Below are 17,182 nucleotides of genomic sequence, written 5' to 3' on the forward strand. Positions count from 1 at the left end.
ACCGGGTCCGGCCCCGAGCTGGCCGGACTCCAACGGCGGCTCGCCGAGTTCGCCGCCGCGCGGGACTGGCAGCCGTACCACACCCCGAAGAACCTGGCCGCCGCGCTCAGCGTCGAGGCGTCCGAACTGGTCGAGATCTTCCAGTGGCTGACTCCGGAGGAGTCCGCGCGTGTCATGGACGACCCGGACACCGCGCACCGCGTGCGGGACGAGGTCGCGGACGTCCTCGCGTATCTGCTCCAGTTCTGCGAGGTGCTCGGTGTCGATCCGCTGACGGCGCTCGCCGCGAAGATCGATCGCAACGAACACCGGTTCCCGGCGCGGCGCACGGACACCGGGAGCACGGGGGAAAACAGCCGGAGTTGAGCATTCCGGTATTACTCTCCGGAGTCGTTCACCCGGTCGAAATCGATTTGTTGTCCAGAGATTTCCGTCTTCCTCTGGCTTTTTGTGCCAGGCGCCTTCACTCTGGGTAGTGAACAAGGGAGTTCGGGCAGACGTGCGGTGAGTACGTCGGAGGAAGCGGGGGCAGCGCATGGACGCGATGCGGCTCATCCTGGCGAGCAGGCGTGCGCTGGCGGGCAGCGGCGAGGCCCCCGCCATCCTGGCGGAGGTGTGGCAGGCGCAGGCCCTGGCCCAGGCGGTCGGCAGCCGCATCGCGGTCACCGGTCCGCCCGAGCTGCGGGGCGAGGCCCTGGGACTGACCGAGCTGGCGGGCCGGGGCTGCGGGGTGCTGGACGCCCCGGACCTGGACCCCGGCGCCTCGCGCGCCGCCCAGCTCACCGAACTGGCCGACGAGCGCCGGGTGCTGCTGTGCCTGGGCGGACTGCTCGGCGAGGTCGGGATAGCCCTCGTCGGCATAGCCAGCTCGGCCGCCGACGAGCGGACGTACTGGCAGTGCATGGAGGCCATCGACGCGGCCGACGAGTCCCGGGACCGGGTCCGCGAGATGCTGCGCAAGCTGGCCGCCCGCGAGGAGGCGGTCCTGCCGGAGCGCGAGGCGGGCTGAGCGCCCGAGCGCCGGTCCCTCACCCGTGGTCCTTCACCCGTCCGGAGCCGGACGGACGGCGCGTCCGGGGCGGGCGGCGGGGTCGGCGGGCCCGCCGGGGTGCCGGACGTGCAGGATGGGACCATGGATCTGCGCATCTTCACCGAGCCCCAGCAGGGGGCTTCCTACGACACCCTGCTCACCGTCGCCAAGGCCACCGAGGACCTCGGGTTCGACGCCTTCTTCCGCTCCGACCACTACCTCCGCATGGGCGGCGGCGACGGCCTGCCCGGACCCACCGACGCCTGGATCACCCTCGCCGGGATCGCCCGCGAGACCAGCCGCATCCGCCTGGGCACGCTGATGACCGCCGCCACCTTCCGCCTCCCCGGCGTCCTCGCCATCCAGGTCGCCCAGGTCGACCAGATGTCCGGCGGCCGGGTCGAGCTGGGCCTGGGCGCGGGCTGGTTCGAGGAGGAGCACAAGGCGTACGGCATCCCCTTCCCGAAGGACAAGTTCGCCCGCCTGGAGGAGCAGCTCGCCGTCGTCACCGGCCTGTGGGCCACCGAGACCGGCAAGACCTTCGACTTCCAGGGCGAGCACTACCAGCTGACCGGGTCGCCCGCGCTGCCCAAGCCCGCGCAGGCGAAGATCCCCGTCCTCATCGGCGGGCACGGCGCGGTCCGCACCCCGCGGCTGGCCGCCCGGTACGCCGACGAGTTCAACATCCCCTTCGCCTCCGTCGAGGACAGCGAGCGGCAGTTCGGCCGGGTGCGCACCGCCGCGCGGGCGGCCGGCCGCGACGCCGACGCCATCACGTACTCCAGCGCCCTCGTCGTCTGCGTCGGCCGCGACGACCAGGAGGTCGCCCGCCGCGCCGCCGCGATCGGCCGCGAGGTGGACGAGCTGAAGGCCAACGGCCTGGCCGGCTCCCCGGCCGAGGTGGTCGACAAGATCGGCCGCTACGCCGAGATCGGCGCGAGCCGCCTCTACCTCCAGCTGCTCGACCTCTCCGATCTGGACCACCTGGAGCTGATCTCCTCCCAGGTCCAGGCGCAGTTGGCGTGAATTAAAGGCGGGCGCGGGTCCGCCGCCCTGTGCCAAGGTGGAGGCACCGTCCTGCCGGGCCCCCGGGATCTGCGTCCCGGGGGCCCGCGCACGCCCGGCACCCATCCACCCGACCGGCCGGAGAGGCCACCGCCATGTTCCTGACCGTCAGCACCACCGGCACACCCGAACGCCCCGCCACCGACCTGGGCCATCTGCTGCACAAGCATCCCGGCAAGGCGCAGGCGTTCTCCACCTCCTTCGGCACCGCGCACGTCCTCTACCCCGAGGCGGACGACGAACGCTGCACGGCGGCGCTGCTGCTGGAGGTCGACGCGGTGGCGCTGGTGCGGCGGAGCAAGGGCAGGGGCGGCCGCGGCGGCGCACCCGACGCCGCGCTCGCGCAGTACGTCAACGACCGCCCCTACGCGGCCTCCTCGCTGCTCGCCGTGGCGCTGAGCGCGGTGTTCTCCAGCGCGCTGCGCGGTGTGTGCCGCGCCCGGCCCGAACTGCCGGGACAGCCACGCCCGTTGCGCATCGAGATACCGGCCCTGCCCGCGCGCGGCGGAGCGGCCCTGGTGCAGCGGCTGTTCGCCCCGCTCGGCTGGACGGTGACGGCCGACGCCGTACCGCTGGACACCCGGTTCCCGCAGTGGGGCGACTCCCGCTATGTGCGCCTGGTGCTGGACTCGGACACCGTCACCCTCGCCGAGGCCCTGCGCCACCTGTATGTGCTGCTGCCCGTCCTCGACGACGCCAAGCACTACTGGGTCGCCCCCGACGAGGTCGACAAGCTGCTGCGGGCGGGCGAGGGCTGGCTGCCCGCGCACCCGGAGCAGCACCTGATCACCAGCCGCTACCTCAGCCGCCGCTGGTCGCTGACCCGGCAGGCCAGGGAGCGGCTGGAACTGGCGCGGCTGGCCGAGTCGGACGACAGCGCCGTCGAGGAGATCGACAACGCGGTGGCGGCCGACACCGACACCGAGCCCCCTACCGGCACCGGCACCGACACCGGAGCGGGCGACGGGACCGAAGCCGGTCCCGGGACCGGCGCCGACGGCGGGCCGGGCGCCGACACGGAGACCGGAGCCGGTACCGGGGAGCGGTCCGTCCCGCTCGCCGTCCAGCGGCGCGAGGCGATCCTCGCCGAGCTGGCCGCGGCGGGCGCCGCCCGGGTGCTCGACCTCGGCTGCGGCCAGGGCCAGTTGGTGCAGGCGCTGCTCAAGGACGTCCGCTACACCGAGATCGTCGGCGTCGATGTGTCGGTGCGGGCGCTCACCATCGCCGCACGGCGCCTCAGGCTGGACCGGATGGGGGAGCGGCAGGCCGCGCGCGTCACGCTCCGGCAGGGCTCGCTCGTCTACACCGACAAGCAGCTCAAGGGGTACGACGCGGCCGTGCTCAGCGAGGTGGTCGAACACCTCGACCTGCCCCGGCTGCCCGCCCTGGAGTACGCGGTGTTCGGCGCCGCCCGGCCCCGTACGGTCCTGGTCACCACGCCGAACGTCGAGTACAACGTCCGCTGGGAGACGCTGCCCGCCGGGCACGTCCGGCACGGCGACCACCGCTTCGAGTGGACCCGGGAGCAGTTCCGCACCTGGGCGGGGGAGGTCGCGGCCCGGCACGGCTACACCGTCGGGTTCCGGCCCGTCGGCCCCGACGACCCCGAGGTGGGCCCGCCCACCCAGATGGCCGTGTTCACCCTCGCGTCCGGCGAGCGGCCCCACGAGCCCCGCGGGACCCGCGAGCAGCACGAGCAGCACGAGAAGACCGACGAGAAGGAGGCGAAGGCGGCATGACCGGCACACCGGAGAACGAGCACGAGAACGAGACCAGCGGCACCACGCGGGGACGCGTGCTGCCCGTCACCGACCTCTCCCTCGTCGTCCTCGTCGGCGCCACCGGCTCGGGCAAGTCCACCTTCGCGCGCCGCCACTTCAAGCCCACCGAGGTCCTCTCCTCGGACTTCTGCCGGGGCCTGGTCAGCGACGACGAGAACGACCAGAGCGCCAGCCGCGACGCCTTCGACGTCCTGCACTACATCGCGGGCAAGCGGCTCGCAGCGGGCCGCCGGACCGTCGTCGACGCCACCAGCGTCCAGCAGGACGCCCGGCGGCAGCTGATCGACCTGGCCAGGCGGCACGATGTGCTGCCGATCGCCATCGTCCTGGACCTGCCCGAGGAGGTCTGCACCGCGCGCAACGCGGCCCGCGCCGACCGGGCCGGGCTGCCCCGCCGGGTCGTCCAGCGGCACATCCGCGAACTGCGCCGCTCGCTGCGCCACCTGGAGCGCGAGGGCTTCCGCAAGGTGCACGTACTGCGCGGCGAGGAGGAGGCCGAGCACGCCACCGTCGTCACCGAGAAGCGCTTCAACGACCTCACCCACCTCACCGGCCCCTTCGACATCATCGGCGACGTGCACGGCTGCGCCGCCGAACTGGAGGCCCTGCTCGGCAGGCTGGGCTACACCGACGGCGTCCACCCCGAGGGCCGTACCGCGGTCTTCGTCGGCGACCTCGTCGACCGCGGCCCCGACTCGCCCGCCGTGCTGCGCCGCGTGATGGGCATGGTGAAGTCCGGTACCGCGCTGTGCGTCCCGGGCAACCACGAGAACAAGTTCGGCCGCCACCTCAAGGGCCGCACCGTCCAGCACACCCACGGACTGGCCGAGACGGTCGCGCAGATGGAGCGGGAGAGCGAGGAGTTCCGCGCGGAGGTACGGGAGTTCATCGACGGCCTGGTCAGCCACTACGTGCTCGACGGCGGCCGGCTGGTGGTCTGCCACGCGGGGCTGCCCGAGAAGTACCACGGCCGCACCTCCGGCCGGGTCCGCTCGCACGCCCTGTACGGCGAGACCACCGGCGAGACCGACGAGTTCGGCCTGCCGGTGCGCTACCCGTGGGCGGAGGACTACCGGGGCTCGGCGGCCGTGGTCTACGGCCACACCCCCGTCCCGGAGGCCACCTGGCTCAACAACACCCTGTGCCTGGACACCGGCGCCGTGTTCGGCGGCAGGCTGACCGCGCTGCGCTGGCCGGAGCGCGAGCTGGTCGACGTACCGGCCGAACAGGTCTGGTACGAGCCGGTCAGACCGCTGCGCTCCGAGGCGCCCGGCGGGCACGACGGGCGTCCGCTGGACCTCGGCGACGTGCAGGGCCGGCGCGGCGTGGAGACCCGGCACACCGGCCGGGTGGCCGTCCGCGAGGAGAACGCGGCGGCGGCCCTGGAGGTGATGAGCCGCTTCGCCGTCGACCCGCGGCTGCTGCCCTACCTGCCGCCCACCATGGCGCCGACCGCCACCTCACGCGAGGACGGCTACCTGGAGCACCCGGCCGAGGCTTTCGCCCAGTACCGGGAGGACGGCGTGGCGCGGGTGGTGTGCGAGGAGAAGCACATGGGCTCGCGGGCGGTGGCCCTGGTGTGCCGGGACGCCGGCGCGGCACGCGAGCGCTTCGGCGTGGACGGCCCCACGGGCGCCCTCTACACCCGTACCGGCCGCCCGTTCTTCGACGACCCGGCGGTCACCGAGGAGATCCTCGGCCGGCTGCGCACGGCGGCCGGCGACGCCGGGCTGTGGAGCGAGCTGGACACCGACTGGCTGCTCCTGGACGCCGAGCTGATGCCGTGGTCGCTGAAGGCGTCCGGTCTGCTGCGTTCGCAGTACGCGGCGGTCGGCGCGGCCGCCGGTGCCGCCTTCCCCGGGGCGCTGGCCGCGCTGGAGGGCGCCGCGGCCCGGGGCGTCGACGTCGCCGGTCTGCTGGAGCGCCAGCGCGGGCGGGCCGAGGACGCCGCCGCGTTCACCGCCGCCTACCGCCGGTACTGCTGGCCCACCGAGGGTCTGGAGGGCGTCCGCCTGGCGCCGTTCCAGCTCCTGGCCGTGCGGGGCCGCAGCCTGGCCGCGCTGCCGCACGACGAGCAGCTCGCGCTGGTGGACCGGCTCGTGGAGCACGACACCAGCGGGCTGCTCCAGGTCACCCGCCGCCTGTACGTCGACACCGCCGACCCCGAGTCGGTGCGCGCCGGAGTCGACTGGTGGCTGGAGATGACCGGACGCGGCGGCGAGGGCATGGTCGTCAAGCCGCTCGGCGCGCTGGTGCGCACCCCGGAGGGCCGGCTGGTCCAGCCGGGCGTCAAGTGCCGCGGCCGGGAGTACCTGCGGATCATCTACGGCCCCGAGTACACCCGCCCGGACAACCTCGCCAGGCTGCGGCAGCGCTTCCTCCACCACAAGCGCTCGCTGGCGATCCGCGAGTACGCCCTCGGTCTCGAGGCCCTGGACCGGCTGGCGGACGGTGAACCGCTGTGGCGGGTGCACGAGGCGGTGTTCGCGGTGCTCGCCCTGGAGTCGGAGCCGGTGGACCCCCGGCTCTGACCGGACCCGGCCGGGACCGGGCCGCGCACACGCGGCCCGAACCGGGGAGTGCGGCGGAATCGGCGGAGCAGGGGGGTGAAGCCGCCCGGCAGTGGTCAGGATGGAGGCATGGGATTCCATGTCGACTCCGAGGCCGGGCGGCTGCGCCGCGTCATCCTGCACCGCCCGGACCTGGAGCTCAAGAGGCTCACGCCCAGCAACAAGGACGCCCTTCTCTTCGACGACGTGCTGTGGGTGCGCCGGGCGCGCGCCGAGCACGACGGGTTCGCCGACGTGCTGCGCGACCGCGGGGTCGCCGTGCACCTCTTCGGCGAGCTGCTGACCGAGACGATGGGGATCGCCCCGGCCCGGTCGCTGGTCCTGGACCGCGTCTTCGACGAGAAGGAGTACGGCCCGCTCGCCACCGACCACCTGCGGGCCGCGTTCGAGACGCTGGACGCGCGGGAACTGGCCGAGGCGCTGGTCGGCGGCATGACCAAGAGGGAGTTCCTGGCCGGGCACGCCGAGCCCGCCTCCGTGCGGTTCCACGTCATGGACCTGGACGACTTCCTCCTCGATCCGCTGCCCAACCACCTCTTCACCCGCGACACCTCCGCCTGGATCTACGACGGCGTCTCCATCAACGCCATGCGGCTGCCCGCCCGGCAGCGCGAGACCGTGCACTTCGAGGCGATCTACCGCCACCACCCGCTCTTCGCCGACGAGGCGTTCCACCTGTGGTCGCAGGGACAGGCCGACTACCCGTCCACCATCGAGGGCGGGGACGTACTGGTCATCGGCAACGGCGCGGTGCTCATCGGGATGAGCGAGCGGACCACCCCGCAGGCCGTGGAGATGCTGGCGCACAAGCTGTTCGCCGCCGGTTCGGCGCGCACCATCGTGGCGCTCGACATGCCCAAGCGGCGCGCGTTCATGCACCTGGACACGGTGATGACCATGATCGGCGCGGACACCTTCACCCAGTACGCCGGGCTCGGCACGCTCCGCTCGTACACCATCGAGCCGGGCGTGGGCGACAAGGAGCTGAAGGTCACCGACCATCCGCCCGAGCACATGCACCGGGCGATCGCCGCCGCGCTCGGACTGGACGGGATCCGGGTGCTGACCGCCACCCAGGACGTGCACGCGGCCGAGCGCGAGCAGTGGGACGACGGCTGCAATGTGCTCGCGGTGGAGCCGGGCGTGGTCGTCGCCTACGAGCGCAACGCCACCACCAACACCCATCTGCGCAAACAGGGGATCGAGGTGATCGAGATCCCCGGCAGCGAGCTGGGGCGGGGCCGGGGCGGGCCGCGCTGCATGAGCTGCCCCGTGGAGCGGGATCCCGTCGAATAGAAATTCTGAGCCTCGCATAGAATTCCAACAGTCCCTGTCCCTCATCTGTTGGAGCGCCCCATGGCGACAGTCCCGACCGCCCTCGCCGGCCGCCACTTCCTCAAGGAGCTGGACCTCACCGGGGAGGAGTTCCGCGGTCTGATCGAGCTGGCCGCCGAGCTGAAGGCGGCCAAGAAGGCCGGGACGGAGACGCGCCACCTCACCGGGCGGAACATCGCGCTGATCTTCGAGAAGACCTCGACCCGCACCCGCTGCGCGTTCGAGGTCGCCGCCGCCGACCAGGGCGCCTCGACCACGTATCTCGACTCGTCCGGGTCGCAGATCGGGCACAAGGAGTCCCTGAAGGACACCGCCCGGGTGCTCGGCCGGATGTTCGACGCGATCGAGTTCCGCGGGGACAGCCAGGCGGCCGTCGAGGAACTGGCCGCGCACGCCGGTGTGCCCGTCTACAACGGGCTCACCGACGACTGGCACCCCACCCAGATGCTCGCCGACGTGCTCACCATGACCGAGCACAGTGCCCGGCCGCTCACCGAGACCGCCTTCGCCTACCTCGGCGACGCCCGCTTCAACATGGGCAACTCCTATCTGGTCACCGGCGCCCTGCTCGGCATGGACGTCCGGCTCGTCGCCCCCAAGACCTACTGGCCCGCTCAGGACGTCGTCGACCGGGCGCGCGAGCTGGCCGCCGCCAGCGGGGCCCGGATCACCCTCACCGAGTCCGTGGAGGAGGGCGTGCGCGGCGCCGGCTTCGTCGCCACCGACGTCTGGGTCTCCATGGGCGAGCCCAAGGACGTCTGGGCCGAGCGCATCGAGGCGCTGGGCCCGTACGCGGTGACCATGGACGTGCTGCGCGCCACCGGCGAGCCGGACGTGAAGTTCCTGCACTGCCTGCCCGCCTTCCACGACCTCGGCACCGCGGTCGGCCGGGAGATCCACGAGCGGTACGGGCTGCGCTCGCTGGAGGTCACCGACGAGGTCTTCGAGTCGGCGCACTCGGTCGTCTTCGACGAGGCCGAGAACCGCCTGCACACCATCAAGGCGGTCCTGGTCGCCACCCTGGCGCGCGGCTGACCCCCGCCCGGCCGTTCTCCCGGGTCTCTCTGGTCTCCCCGGCGCCGCTCACGCGGGGCGCGGCTCCCGGGGCGGCGCGGCCAGCCGGAACCACACCGCCTTGCCCGACGCGGTCGGCCGGTGCCCGCAGGACGAGCTGAGCGCCCGGATCAGCAGCAGACCGCGCCCGTCCTCCCGCCACGGATCGGGCGGGGCGAGACCGGGCCGGGTCAGGGCGCCCGGCGGCGCCGGATCCGGGTCGCGCACCTCCACCCGGCAGCCGCCCGGCTCCAGCTCCAGCAGCAGCTCTATCGGGCCGCCGCCCGCGGTGTGCTCCACGGCGTTGGCGACCAGTTCGGCCGTGAGCAGCTCCGCGGTGTCGCTGTCGGCCGTGTGCTCCCGTTCGGCCAGCGCCGTACGGACCAGGGCGCGGGCCACCGGGACGGCGGCGGCCGAGTGCGGCAGCGCGATGCGCCAGGCGGAGGCGGGGGGCTCGTGCAACGTGTGTCCGTTCATGACGCAGGCCGCACCGGTGGTCACCATCAGGCTGTCCTGCTCTCGACGAGGGAATGGTACGGGGGCCGTCGGCGGCGGCTCCCGGTGCCCTCCGTGCCGGGATCCGGGCCCCGGCACGGAGGGCACTACCCCTGGGAACGCCTCTCCCGCCCGGCGCCCTCCCGCCGTTACCGCCCCATCGAGGAGCTGTGACGAAGCCCGGGACGGCGGCCACATTGTCACAGGCTCTATCGCGCCCTCGTGACGACAGTCACGGATGAGTGATAGCTTCGGAGCGAGCGCCGGGCGCGGCACCACCGGCGCCGGACGACCCGGACGCCCTGGACGAAACGGACAGCCGCCGAGGAGGCCGTACGTCATGAGTCCCTTCACCGGTTCCGCCGCCCGCACCTCCGCGTGGCGCCATCTGCGCGTGGTGCTGGACGACGGCGTCGCCACGGTCACCCTGGCCCGCCCCGACAAGCTCAACGCCCTCACCTTCGGCGCCTACGCCGACCTGCGCGACCTGCTCGCCGAGCTGTCCCGGGAGCGGGCCGTGCGCGCCCTGGTGCTGGCCGGGGAGGGGCGCGGCTTCTGCTCGGGCGGCGACGTCGACGAGATCATCGGCGCCACCCTGGCCATGGACACCGCCGAACTGCTCGACTTCAACCGGATGACCGGCCAGGTGGTCCGCGCCGTGCGCGAATGCCCGTTCCCGGTGGTCGCGGCCGTGCACGGTGTCGCGGCGGGCGCCGGGGCCGTGCTGGCGCTGGCCGCCGACTTCCGCGTCGCCGACCCCAGCGCCCGCTTCGCCTTCCTGTTCACCCGCGTCGGCCTCTCCGGCGGCGACATGGGCGCCGCCTATCTGCTGCCCCGCGTGGTCGGCCTCGGCCACGCCACCCGGCTGCTGATGCTCGGCGGGCCGGTCCGCGCCCCCGAGGCCGAACGCATCGGCCTGATCAGCGAGTTGACCGAGGAAGGGCGTGCCGACGAGGCGGCCGGTGCCCTGGCCCGCCGGCTCGCCGACGGCCCCGCCCTCGCCCACGCCCAGACCAAGGCCCTGCTCACGGCCGAACTGGACATGCCGCTGTCGGCCGCCGTGGAGCTGGACGCCGCCACCCAGGCCCTGCTGATGAACGGCGCGGACTACGCCGAGTTCCACGCCGCCTTCACCGAGAAGCGCCCGCCGAAGTGGCAGGGGAGGTGAGCGGGCGATGACCGCTGCGAGGCGGGTCGCCGTCATCGGCGGCGGACCCGGCGGGCTCTGTACGGCGGCCCTGCTGAAACGGCTCGATCCGGCCCGCGAGATCACCCTCTGGGAGCGCAACGCCCCCGACGACACCTTCGGCTTCGGCGTCGTGCTCTCCGACGAGACCCTCGGCGGCATCGAACACGCCGACCCGGCCGTCCACCGCTCGCTCCAGCGGGAGTTCGTCCGCTGGGACGCCATCGACATCGTCCACCGGGGCACCCGGCACACCTCCGGCGGCCACGGCTTCGCCGCGCTCGGCCGGCACCGCCTGCTGCGGATCCTGCACGAACGCTGCCGCGAACTCGGCGTCGACCTGCGCTTCCGCACCCCGGCCCCGGACACCGGCCGGCTGACGCGCGAGTACGACCTCGTCGTCGCCGCCGACGGGGTGCACAGCGCCGTCCGCACCGCCCACGCCGACGTGTTCCGGCCCCGGATCACCGGCCACCGCTGCCGCTACATCTGGCTCGCCGCCGACTTCGCCTTCGACGCGTTCCGCTTCGAGATCGCCGAGACCGAGCACGGTGCGATGCAGCTGCACGGCTACCCCTACGCGGCGGACGCGTCCACCGTGATCGTCGAGATGCGCGAAGAGGTGTGGCGGGCCGCCGGGTTCGACGCCCTGGACGAGCAGGGCTCCGTCGAGCGCTGCGCCAAGATCTTCGCCGAAGCGCTCGGCGGACGCCCGCTGCGCTCGCGCGACTCGGCCTGGACCACCTTCCGCACGGTGGTCAACGAGCGCTGGTCGCACGGCAATCTGGTGCTGCTCGGCGACGCCGCGCACACCGCCCACTTCTCCATCGGCTCCGGCACCAAACTCGCCGTCGAGGACGCCCTCTCCCTCACTGCCTGCCTCACCGGACAACGCACGCTCGAACAGGCGTTGACGGCCTACGAGCAGGAGCGCGCCCCGGTCGTCGCCTCCACCCAGCGCGCCGCGCGGGCCAGCCTGGAGTGGTTCGAGAACCTCGCCCTGTACCTCGACCGCCCGCCCCGCCAGTTCGCCTTCAACCTGCTCACCCGCAGCCGCCGCGTCACCCACGGCAACCTCCGGCTGCGCGACGCCGCCTTCACCGAGTCCGTGGAGCGCGAGTTCGGCTGCCCGCCCGGCACACCCCCGATGTTCACCCCGTTCCGGCTGCGCGGGCTGACCCTGCGCAACCGGGTCGTCGTCTCGCCGATGGACATGTACTCCGCGGTCGACGGCGTGCCCGGCGACTTCCACCTGGTGCACCTGGGCGCCCGCGCCCTGGGCGGCGCGGGCCTGGTGATGACCGAGATGGTGTGCGTGAGCCCCGAGGGGCGGATCACCCCCGGCTGCGCCGGCCTGTGGACCGGACGGCAGACCGAGTCCTGGCGGCGGATCACCGACTTCGTGCACCGGCAGGCGCCCGGCACCGCGATCGGCGTCCAGCTCGGCCACAGCGGACGCAAGGGCTCGACCCGGCTGATGTGGGAGGGCATGGACGAGCCGCTGCCCGAGGGCAACTGGCCGCTGGCGGCCGCCTCCCCGCTGCCGTACACGCCCCGGAGCCAGGTCCCCCGGCAGCTCACCCGGGCCCAGCTCACCGATGTCCGCGAGCAGTTCACCTCCGCCGCCTGGCGCGCCGCGCGGGCCGGCTTCGACCTGCTCGAACTGCACTGCGCCCACGGCTATCTGCTCTCCGGCTTCCTCTCACCGCTGACCAACCACCGCACCGACGCCTACGGCGGCTCCCTGGACAAACGGCTGCGCTTCCCGCTGGAGGTCTTCGACGCGGTGCGCGCGGTGTGGCCCGAGGAGCGGCCCATGACCGTACGCGTCTCCGCCACCGACTGGGCCGAGGGCGGCACTGGGGCCGAGGACGCCGTGGCCATCGCCCGCGCCTTCGCCGCGCACGGCGCCGACGCCGTCGACGTCTCCACCGGACAGGTGGTCGCCGACGAGCGGCCCGAGTTCGGGCGGTCGTACCAGACGCCCTTCGCCGACCGCATCCGCAACGAGGCGAAGGTCCCGGTGATCGCGGTCGGCGCGATCTCCTCCTGGGACGACGTCAACTCCCTGATCCTGGCCGGACGCACGGACCTGTGCGCGCTGGCCCGCCCGCATCTGTACGACCCGCACTGGACCCTGCACGCCGCCGCCGAACAGGGCTACCAGGGCCCCGGCGCCGTCTGGCCCGCCCCCTACCGCGCGGGCAGCAGACCCCCGCGCACCGGCCGCGCGGACGACCCCAAGTCACGCATCAGGCCGGGCGGTTGACGAGGCCCGTCCTCAGGCCAGATCGGCGAACTCGGCGCCCGCGTCCCGCAGCCGCTCGTGCAGAGCCCGGAAGACGGCGGCCGAGCGGGCGCCGGGCCAGCCGGCCGGGAGCAGCCGGGCCGGCAGACCCGGGTCGGTGTAGGGCAGATGGCGCCAGGAGTCCAGGGCGAGGAGGTAGTCGCGGTACGCCTCCTCGGGCGGGGTGTCCGCCCGCCGCTCCCACGCCCGCAGCACGCCCGCGTGCCGGTCCAGGAACGCCTCGTGCTCCGCGGCGATCGCCGCCAGGTCCCACCAGCGGCCCACCGCCTCGGCGGTCGGTGCGAACCCCAGGTGCTCGCCGCGGAAGAAGTCCACGTACGCGTCCAGCCGCAGCCGCCGCAGCGTGTGCCGGGTCTCCTCGTGCAGCCTGGCCGGGGCGATCCACACGCCCGGCGCCGCCGTGCCGAAGCCGAGCCCGGCCAGCCGCGAGCGCAGCACATGGCGCTTCTGCCGCTCCGACTCCGGTACGGAGAACACCGCCAGCACCCAGCCCGCGTCGTCCGGCGGCGCGTCGGCGTACACGCGGCGGTCGCCGTCCTCCAGCAACTGCCGTGCCTGTGGCGAGAGTTCGTAGCCCGCCGCGCCCTGCGCGGTGCGCGCGGGGAGCAGCAGCCCGCGGCGCTTGAGCCGGGACACCGAGGAGCGCACGGACGGCGCGTCCACCCCGACAGCGGCCAGCAGCCGGATCAGTTCGGCGACCGGCACCGGGCCGGGCGCGAAGCGGCCGTACGCCCCGTAGAGCGTGACGATGAGGGACCTCGGGGCATGCGGTACGGGCTGCTCGGACACGTTGATCATTTTAGGTCGTGGCTGTCACCGCTGGTCACCGGCGTCCGGGTCGGCGTCCGCGGCCCCGCCGGTGGCCGTGCGCAGCCGGAAGCGCTGGAGCTTGCCGGTGGCCGTGCGCGGCAGCGCGTCCAGGAACACGATCTCGCGCGGGCACTTGTACGGCGCCAGCTCGGACTTGACGAAGGCGCGCAGCGCCTCCGCGTCCCGGGCCGCGCCCCGCCGCAGCACGGCGTAGGCCACCACGACCTCGCCACGCGCGTCGTCGGGCCGTCCCACGACCGCCGCCTCGACCACGTCCGGGTGGCGCAGCAGGGCGTCCTCGACCTCCGGCCCGGCGATGTTGTACCCGGCCGAGATGATCATGTCGTCGGCGCGGGCGACGTAGCGGAAGTACCCGTCGGAGTCGCGGACATAGGTGTCCCCGGTGAGGTTCCAGCCGTCGCGCACGTACGCGTGCTGCCGCGGGTCCGCCAGATAGCGGCAGCCGACGGGCCCCTGGACGGCGAGCAGTCCCGGCTCCCCGTCGGGCACCGGCCGGCCGTACTCGTCCTGCACGCGCGCGTGCCACCCCGGTACGGGCAGTCCGGTCGCGCCGGGTCTGATGTCGTCGTCGGCGGCCGAGACGAAGATGTGCAGCAGCTCGGTGGCGCCGATGCCGTTGATGATGCGCAGGCCGGTGCGCTCGTGCCAGGCGTGCCAGGTGGCCGCGGGCAGGTTCTCGCCCGCCGACACGCAGCGGCGCAGCGAGGAGAGGTCCTGGGTGCCGAGCCGGTCGAGCATCGTGCGGTAGGCGGTGGGGGCGGTGAACAGCACGGACACCCGGTGCTCGGTGACGGCCGCGAGCAGCTGCTCGGGACGGCCCTGTTCGAGCAGCAGGGCGCTGGCGCCCGCCCGCAGCGGGAAGACCACCAGACCGCCGAGGCCGAAGGTGAACCCGAGCGGGGGGCTGCCCGCGAACACGTCGTCCGCGCGCGGCCTGAGCACATGCCGGGAGAAGGTGTCCGCGACGGCCAGGACGTCCCGGTGGAAGTGCACACAGCCCTTGGGCCGCCCGGTCGTGCCGGAGGTGAAGGCGATGAGCGCCACGTCGTCGGCGGCGGTGTCCACCGCCCGGAAGGGCACCTCGGACACGGCGCGGCGCAGCAGGTCGTCGGGCGCGTCCCCGCCGTACGCGGTGATCGAGAGCCCGGGGACCTCCGCCTTGACCAGGTCGTCGACGGCCCGTACGTCGCACAGCGCGTGCCGGACCCGGGCGATCTCGCAGATCGTGCGCAGTTCGTGGGCCCGCTGCTGGGCGAGCACGGTGACGGCGACGGCGCCCGCCTTGAGGACGGCGAGCCAGCAGGCGGCCAGCCAGGGCGTGGTCGGCCCGCGCAGCAGCACCCGGTTGCCGGGCACCACACCGAGGTCGGCGGTGAGGATCCGCGCGACGCGGTCGACGTGGGCGCGCAGGTCGGCGTACGTCCAGACCGCTCCCGCGGGGGTGCGGAACACCGGGCGCGTGCCGGGGGTGCCGGCCGGGTGGAGGAGTTCGGCGGCGCAGTTCAGCCGGTCCGGGTAGCGCAGCTCCGGCAGTTCGAAGCGCAGCCGCGGCCACTGGTCCGGGGGCGGCAGATGGTCGCGCGCGAAGGTGTCGACGTGGGCCGAGGGAACCGGCGGCCGCGGGCCGCCCCCGGCACCGGCGGACTCGGTCTCCCCGATGTCCGCCCTGGTGTCGTCCCAGCTGGGATCCGTCGGGTTCATGGCGGTTCGCCCCCTTGTCGTGGTGGGCTCGCACAGGGAGCGTATCGTGTTGATGACGACAGTCAACGGGGCGCGATACGGTGGCCGTGGACCCCGGTCGCCCCGGGGGAGGGAGGACCGGCGAATGCCCGCATTCTCGCTCGAACCGGACCGGATCGCCTGGTGTGCCGAACTGCGCGCACAGGCCGCCGACCGGCTGCGGCCCCTCGCGGAGAAGGGCGAGCCGGGCCGCGTCAACCGCCCGCTCCTCGCCGAGCTGGGCCGCCTCGGCTTACTCGAACGCCTGTTCACTTCCGGCGCGCTGGACCTCTGCCTCATGCGCGAGTCCCTCGCCCGGAGCTGCACCGAGGCCGAGACCGCCCTCGCCCTCCAGGGCCTGGGCGCCCACCCGGTCCACGCCCACGGCACCCCCGCCCAGCGCGCCCGCTGGCTGCCCGCGGTGGCGGCGGGCGAGGCGGTGGCGGCGTTCGCGCTGAGCGAGCCGGGAGCGGGCTCGGACGCGGCGGCCCTGGCCCTGCGCGCGGAGCCGGAGGCGGGCACCGCACCGGAGGTGGACGGCCGGGGGGAGCAGCGCGGGACCACCGCCCCGGACGGCACCGGCGGGTCCCTCGCCGCCCGCCCCGACGGCCCCCGCCGCTGGCGGCTCACCGGGACCAAGTGCTGGATCTCCAACGCCCCCGAGGCCGATCTCTACACCGTCTTCGCCCGCACCACGCCCGGCGCCGGTGCCCGGGGCGTGACCGCGTTCCTGGTCCCGGCCGACCGCCCCGGGCTCACCGGCAGCGCCCTGGAGATGCTCTCCCCGCACCCCATCGGCACGCTCGACTTCGACGGCGTCCCCGTCACCGGCGACGACGTGCTCGGCGAGCCGGACCGGGGGTTCCGCGTCGCGATGGGCACCCTCAACCTGTTCCGCCCGAGCGTCGGCGCGTTCGCCGTCGGCATGGCGCAGGCGGCGCTGGAGGCGACCGTGGCGCACACCGCGCGGCGCGACGCCTTCGGCGGCAGGCTCAGCGACCTCCAGGCCGTCGCCCACCGGGTGGCCGAGATGTCCCTGCGCACGGAGGCGGCCCGCCTGATGGTGTACGCGGCGGCCACCGCGTACGACGCCGGGGACCCGGACGTGCCCCGGCGCTCGGCCATGGCCAAACTGCTCGCCACCGAGACCGCGCAGTACGTCGTCGACGCGGCCGTCCAACTGCACGGCGCCCGCGCCCTGCGCCGCGGCCACCTCCTCGAACACCTCTACCGCGAGGTGCGCGCGCCCCGGATCTACGAGGGCGCCAGCGAGGTCCAGCGCTCGATCATCGCCAAGGAGACCTACGCCCGGCTCGCGACCCAGGAGGCCCCGTGACCGTCCGGCGCGTCAACCCGCCCGAGCTGTCCCCGCCCACCGGCTTCTCGCACGCCGTCGTCGCCACCGGCTCCCGCGTGGTGTTCCTGGCCGGGCAGACCGCGCTGGACGCGGACGGCAAGGTGACCGGCACCACCCTGCCCGAGCAGTTCGCGACGGCCCTCACCAACCTCCTCACCGCCCTGCGCGCCGCCGGCGGCACCCCCGCCGACCTCGCCCGCGTCACCGTCTACGCCACCGACGTCGCCGCCTACCGCGCCCACGCGCCCGCCCTCGGCCGCCTCTGGCGCGAACTGGCGGGCCGCGACTACCCGGCGATGGCGGTCGTACAGGTCGTACGCCTGTGGGACGAGGAGGCGATGGTGGAGATCGACGGTCTCGCGGTCCTCGCCTGAGGCCACAGGGGCGCGGACTCGCCACCGAAGGGGTGAGGATCACGGCGGAACGCCGGGCCGCCGGGTACCAGTGGAGGC

At 74.0% G+C, this 17,182-nt stretch carries 14 protein-coding genes; 11 read left to right on the forward strand and 3 right to left on the reverse strand.

The features are described 5' to 3' along the window. Nucleotides 1-18 precede the first annotated feature (18 nt). The 7 genes from R4Z62_RS26570 (at nucleotide 19) to argF (ending at nucleotide 8,816) form a co-directional block, all read left to right on the forward strand. Nucleotides 19-366, forward strand: coding sequence for a nucleotide pyrophosphohydrolase (locus R4Z62_RS26570; RefSeq protein ID WP_398337713.1), 348 nt, complete (start codon nucleotides 19-21; stop codon nucleotides 364-366). A 169-nt stretch (nucleotides 367-535) separates the two neighbouring features. Next, a complete protein-coding gene (locus tag R4Z62_RS26575) occupies nucleotides 536-1,009 on the forward strand; it encodes a DUF6099 family protein (protein WP_018564475.1) in 474 nt (157 codons plus the stop codon). Nucleotides 1,010-1,132: 123 nt separating this feature from the next. Further along, on the forward strand, nucleotides 1,133-2,056 hold the full coding sequence (locus R4Z62_RS26580) for an LLM class F420-dependent oxidoreductase (protein ID WP_355479684.1): 924 nt from the start codon (nucleotides 1,133-1,135) through the stop codon (nucleotides 2,054-2,056). A gap of 134 nt (nucleotides 2,057-2,190) precedes the next feature. After that, nucleotides 2,191-3,834, forward strand: coding sequence for a 3' terminal RNA ribose 2'-O-methyltransferase Hen1 (locus tag R4Z62_RS26585; RefSeq protein WP_491521095.1), 1,644 nt, complete (start codon nucleotides 2,191-2,193; stop codon nucleotides 3,832-3,834). After that, nucleotides 3,831-6,407 (forward strand): polynucleotide kinase-phosphatase, encoded by a 2,577-nt coding sequence (locus R4Z62_RS26590; RefSeq protein WP_491521096.1) that lies wholly within the window; start codon nucleotides 3,831-3,833, stop codon nucleotides 6,405-6,407. Before R4Z62_RS26585 ends, R4Z62_RS26590 begins: the two co-directional genes overlap by 4 nt. A 108-nt stretch (nucleotides 6,408-6,515) precedes the next feature. After that, nucleotides 6,516-7,742 (forward strand): arginine deiminase, encoded by a 1,227-nt coding sequence (locus R4Z62_RS26595; RefSeq protein ID WP_491521097.1) that lies wholly within the window; start codon nucleotides 6,516-6,518, stop codon nucleotides 7,740-7,742. A 60-nt stretch (nucleotides 7,743-7,802) separates the two neighbouring features. Next, a complete protein-coding gene (gene argF / locus R4Z62_RS26600) occupies nucleotides 7,803-8,816 on the forward strand; it encodes an ornithine carbamoyltransferase (protein ID WP_064535793.1) in 1,014 nt (337 codons plus the stop codon). A gap of 48 nt (nucleotides 8,817-8,864) precedes the next feature. Here argF and R4Z62_RS26605 read toward each other — a convergent pair whose 3' ends face one another. Then, nucleotides 8,865-9,338 carry an ATP-binding protein gene (locus tag R4Z62_RS26605; RefSeq protein ID WP_237305449.1) on the reverse strand — a complete coding sequence of 158 codons (474 nt, stop codon included), beginning with the start codon at nucleotides 9,336-9,338 and terminating at the stop codon, nucleotides 8,865-8,867. A gap of 331 nt (nucleotides 9,339-9,669) precedes the next feature. On the opposite strand from R4Z62_RS26605, the gene R4Z62_RS26610 reads away from it, so the two are divergent. Both R4Z62_RS26610 and R4Z62_RS26615 read left to right on the forward strand, forming a co-directional pair. Further along, entirely contained in the window at nucleotides 9,670-10,497 is an 828-nt protein-coding gene (locus tag R4Z62_RS26610; RefSeq protein ID WP_064535794.1) for an enoyl-CoA hydratase family protein, read from the forward strand. Nucleotides 10,498-10,504: 7 nt separating this feature from the next. Continuing rightward, nucleotides 10,505-12,784: a bifunctional salicylyl-CoA 5-hydroxylase/oxidoreductase gene (locus tag R4Z62_RS26615; protein ID WP_491521098.1), complete on the forward strand. Its 2,280-nt coding sequence runs from the start codon at nucleotides 10,505-10,507 to the stop codon at nucleotides 12,782-12,784. 12 nt (nucleotides 12,785-12,796) lie between these two features. Here R4Z62_RS26615 and R4Z62_RS26620 read toward each other — a convergent pair whose 3' ends face one another. Both R4Z62_RS26620 and R4Z62_RS26625 read right to left on the reverse strand, forming a co-directional pair. Next, nucleotides 12,797-13,621 (reverse strand): PaaX family transcriptional regulator, encoded by an 825-nt coding sequence (locus tag R4Z62_RS26620; RefSeq protein WP_064535796.1) that lies wholly within the window; start codon nucleotides 13,619-13,621, stop codon nucleotides 12,797-12,799. Between the two features lie 15 nt (nucleotides 13,622-13,636). After that, nucleotides 13,637-15,355: an AMP-binding protein gene (locus R4Z62_RS26625; RefSeq protein WP_491521099.1), complete on the reverse strand. Its 1,719-nt coding sequence runs from the start codon at nucleotides 15,353-15,355 to the stop codon at nucleotides 13,637-13,639. Between the two features lie 124 nt (nucleotides 15,356-15,479). Here R4Z62_RS26625 and R4Z62_RS26630 point away from each other — a divergent pair, with 124 nt between their 5' ends. Continuing rightward, a complete protein-coding gene (locus tag R4Z62_RS26630; protein WP_491521100.1) occupies nucleotides 15,480-16,709 on the forward strand; it encodes an acyl-CoA dehydrogenase family protein in 1,230 nt (409 codons plus the stop codon). Continuing rightward, entirely contained in the window at nucleotides 16,706-17,104 is a 399-nt protein-coding gene (locus tag R4Z62_RS26635) for a RidA family protein (RefSeq protein ID WP_037889271.1), read from the forward strand. Before R4Z62_RS26630 ends, R4Z62_RS26635 begins: the two co-directional genes overlap by 4 nt. Nucleotides 17,105-17,182 lie beyond the last annotated feature (78 nt).

This window comes from Streptomyces sp. PL-25, assembly GCF_058344915.1.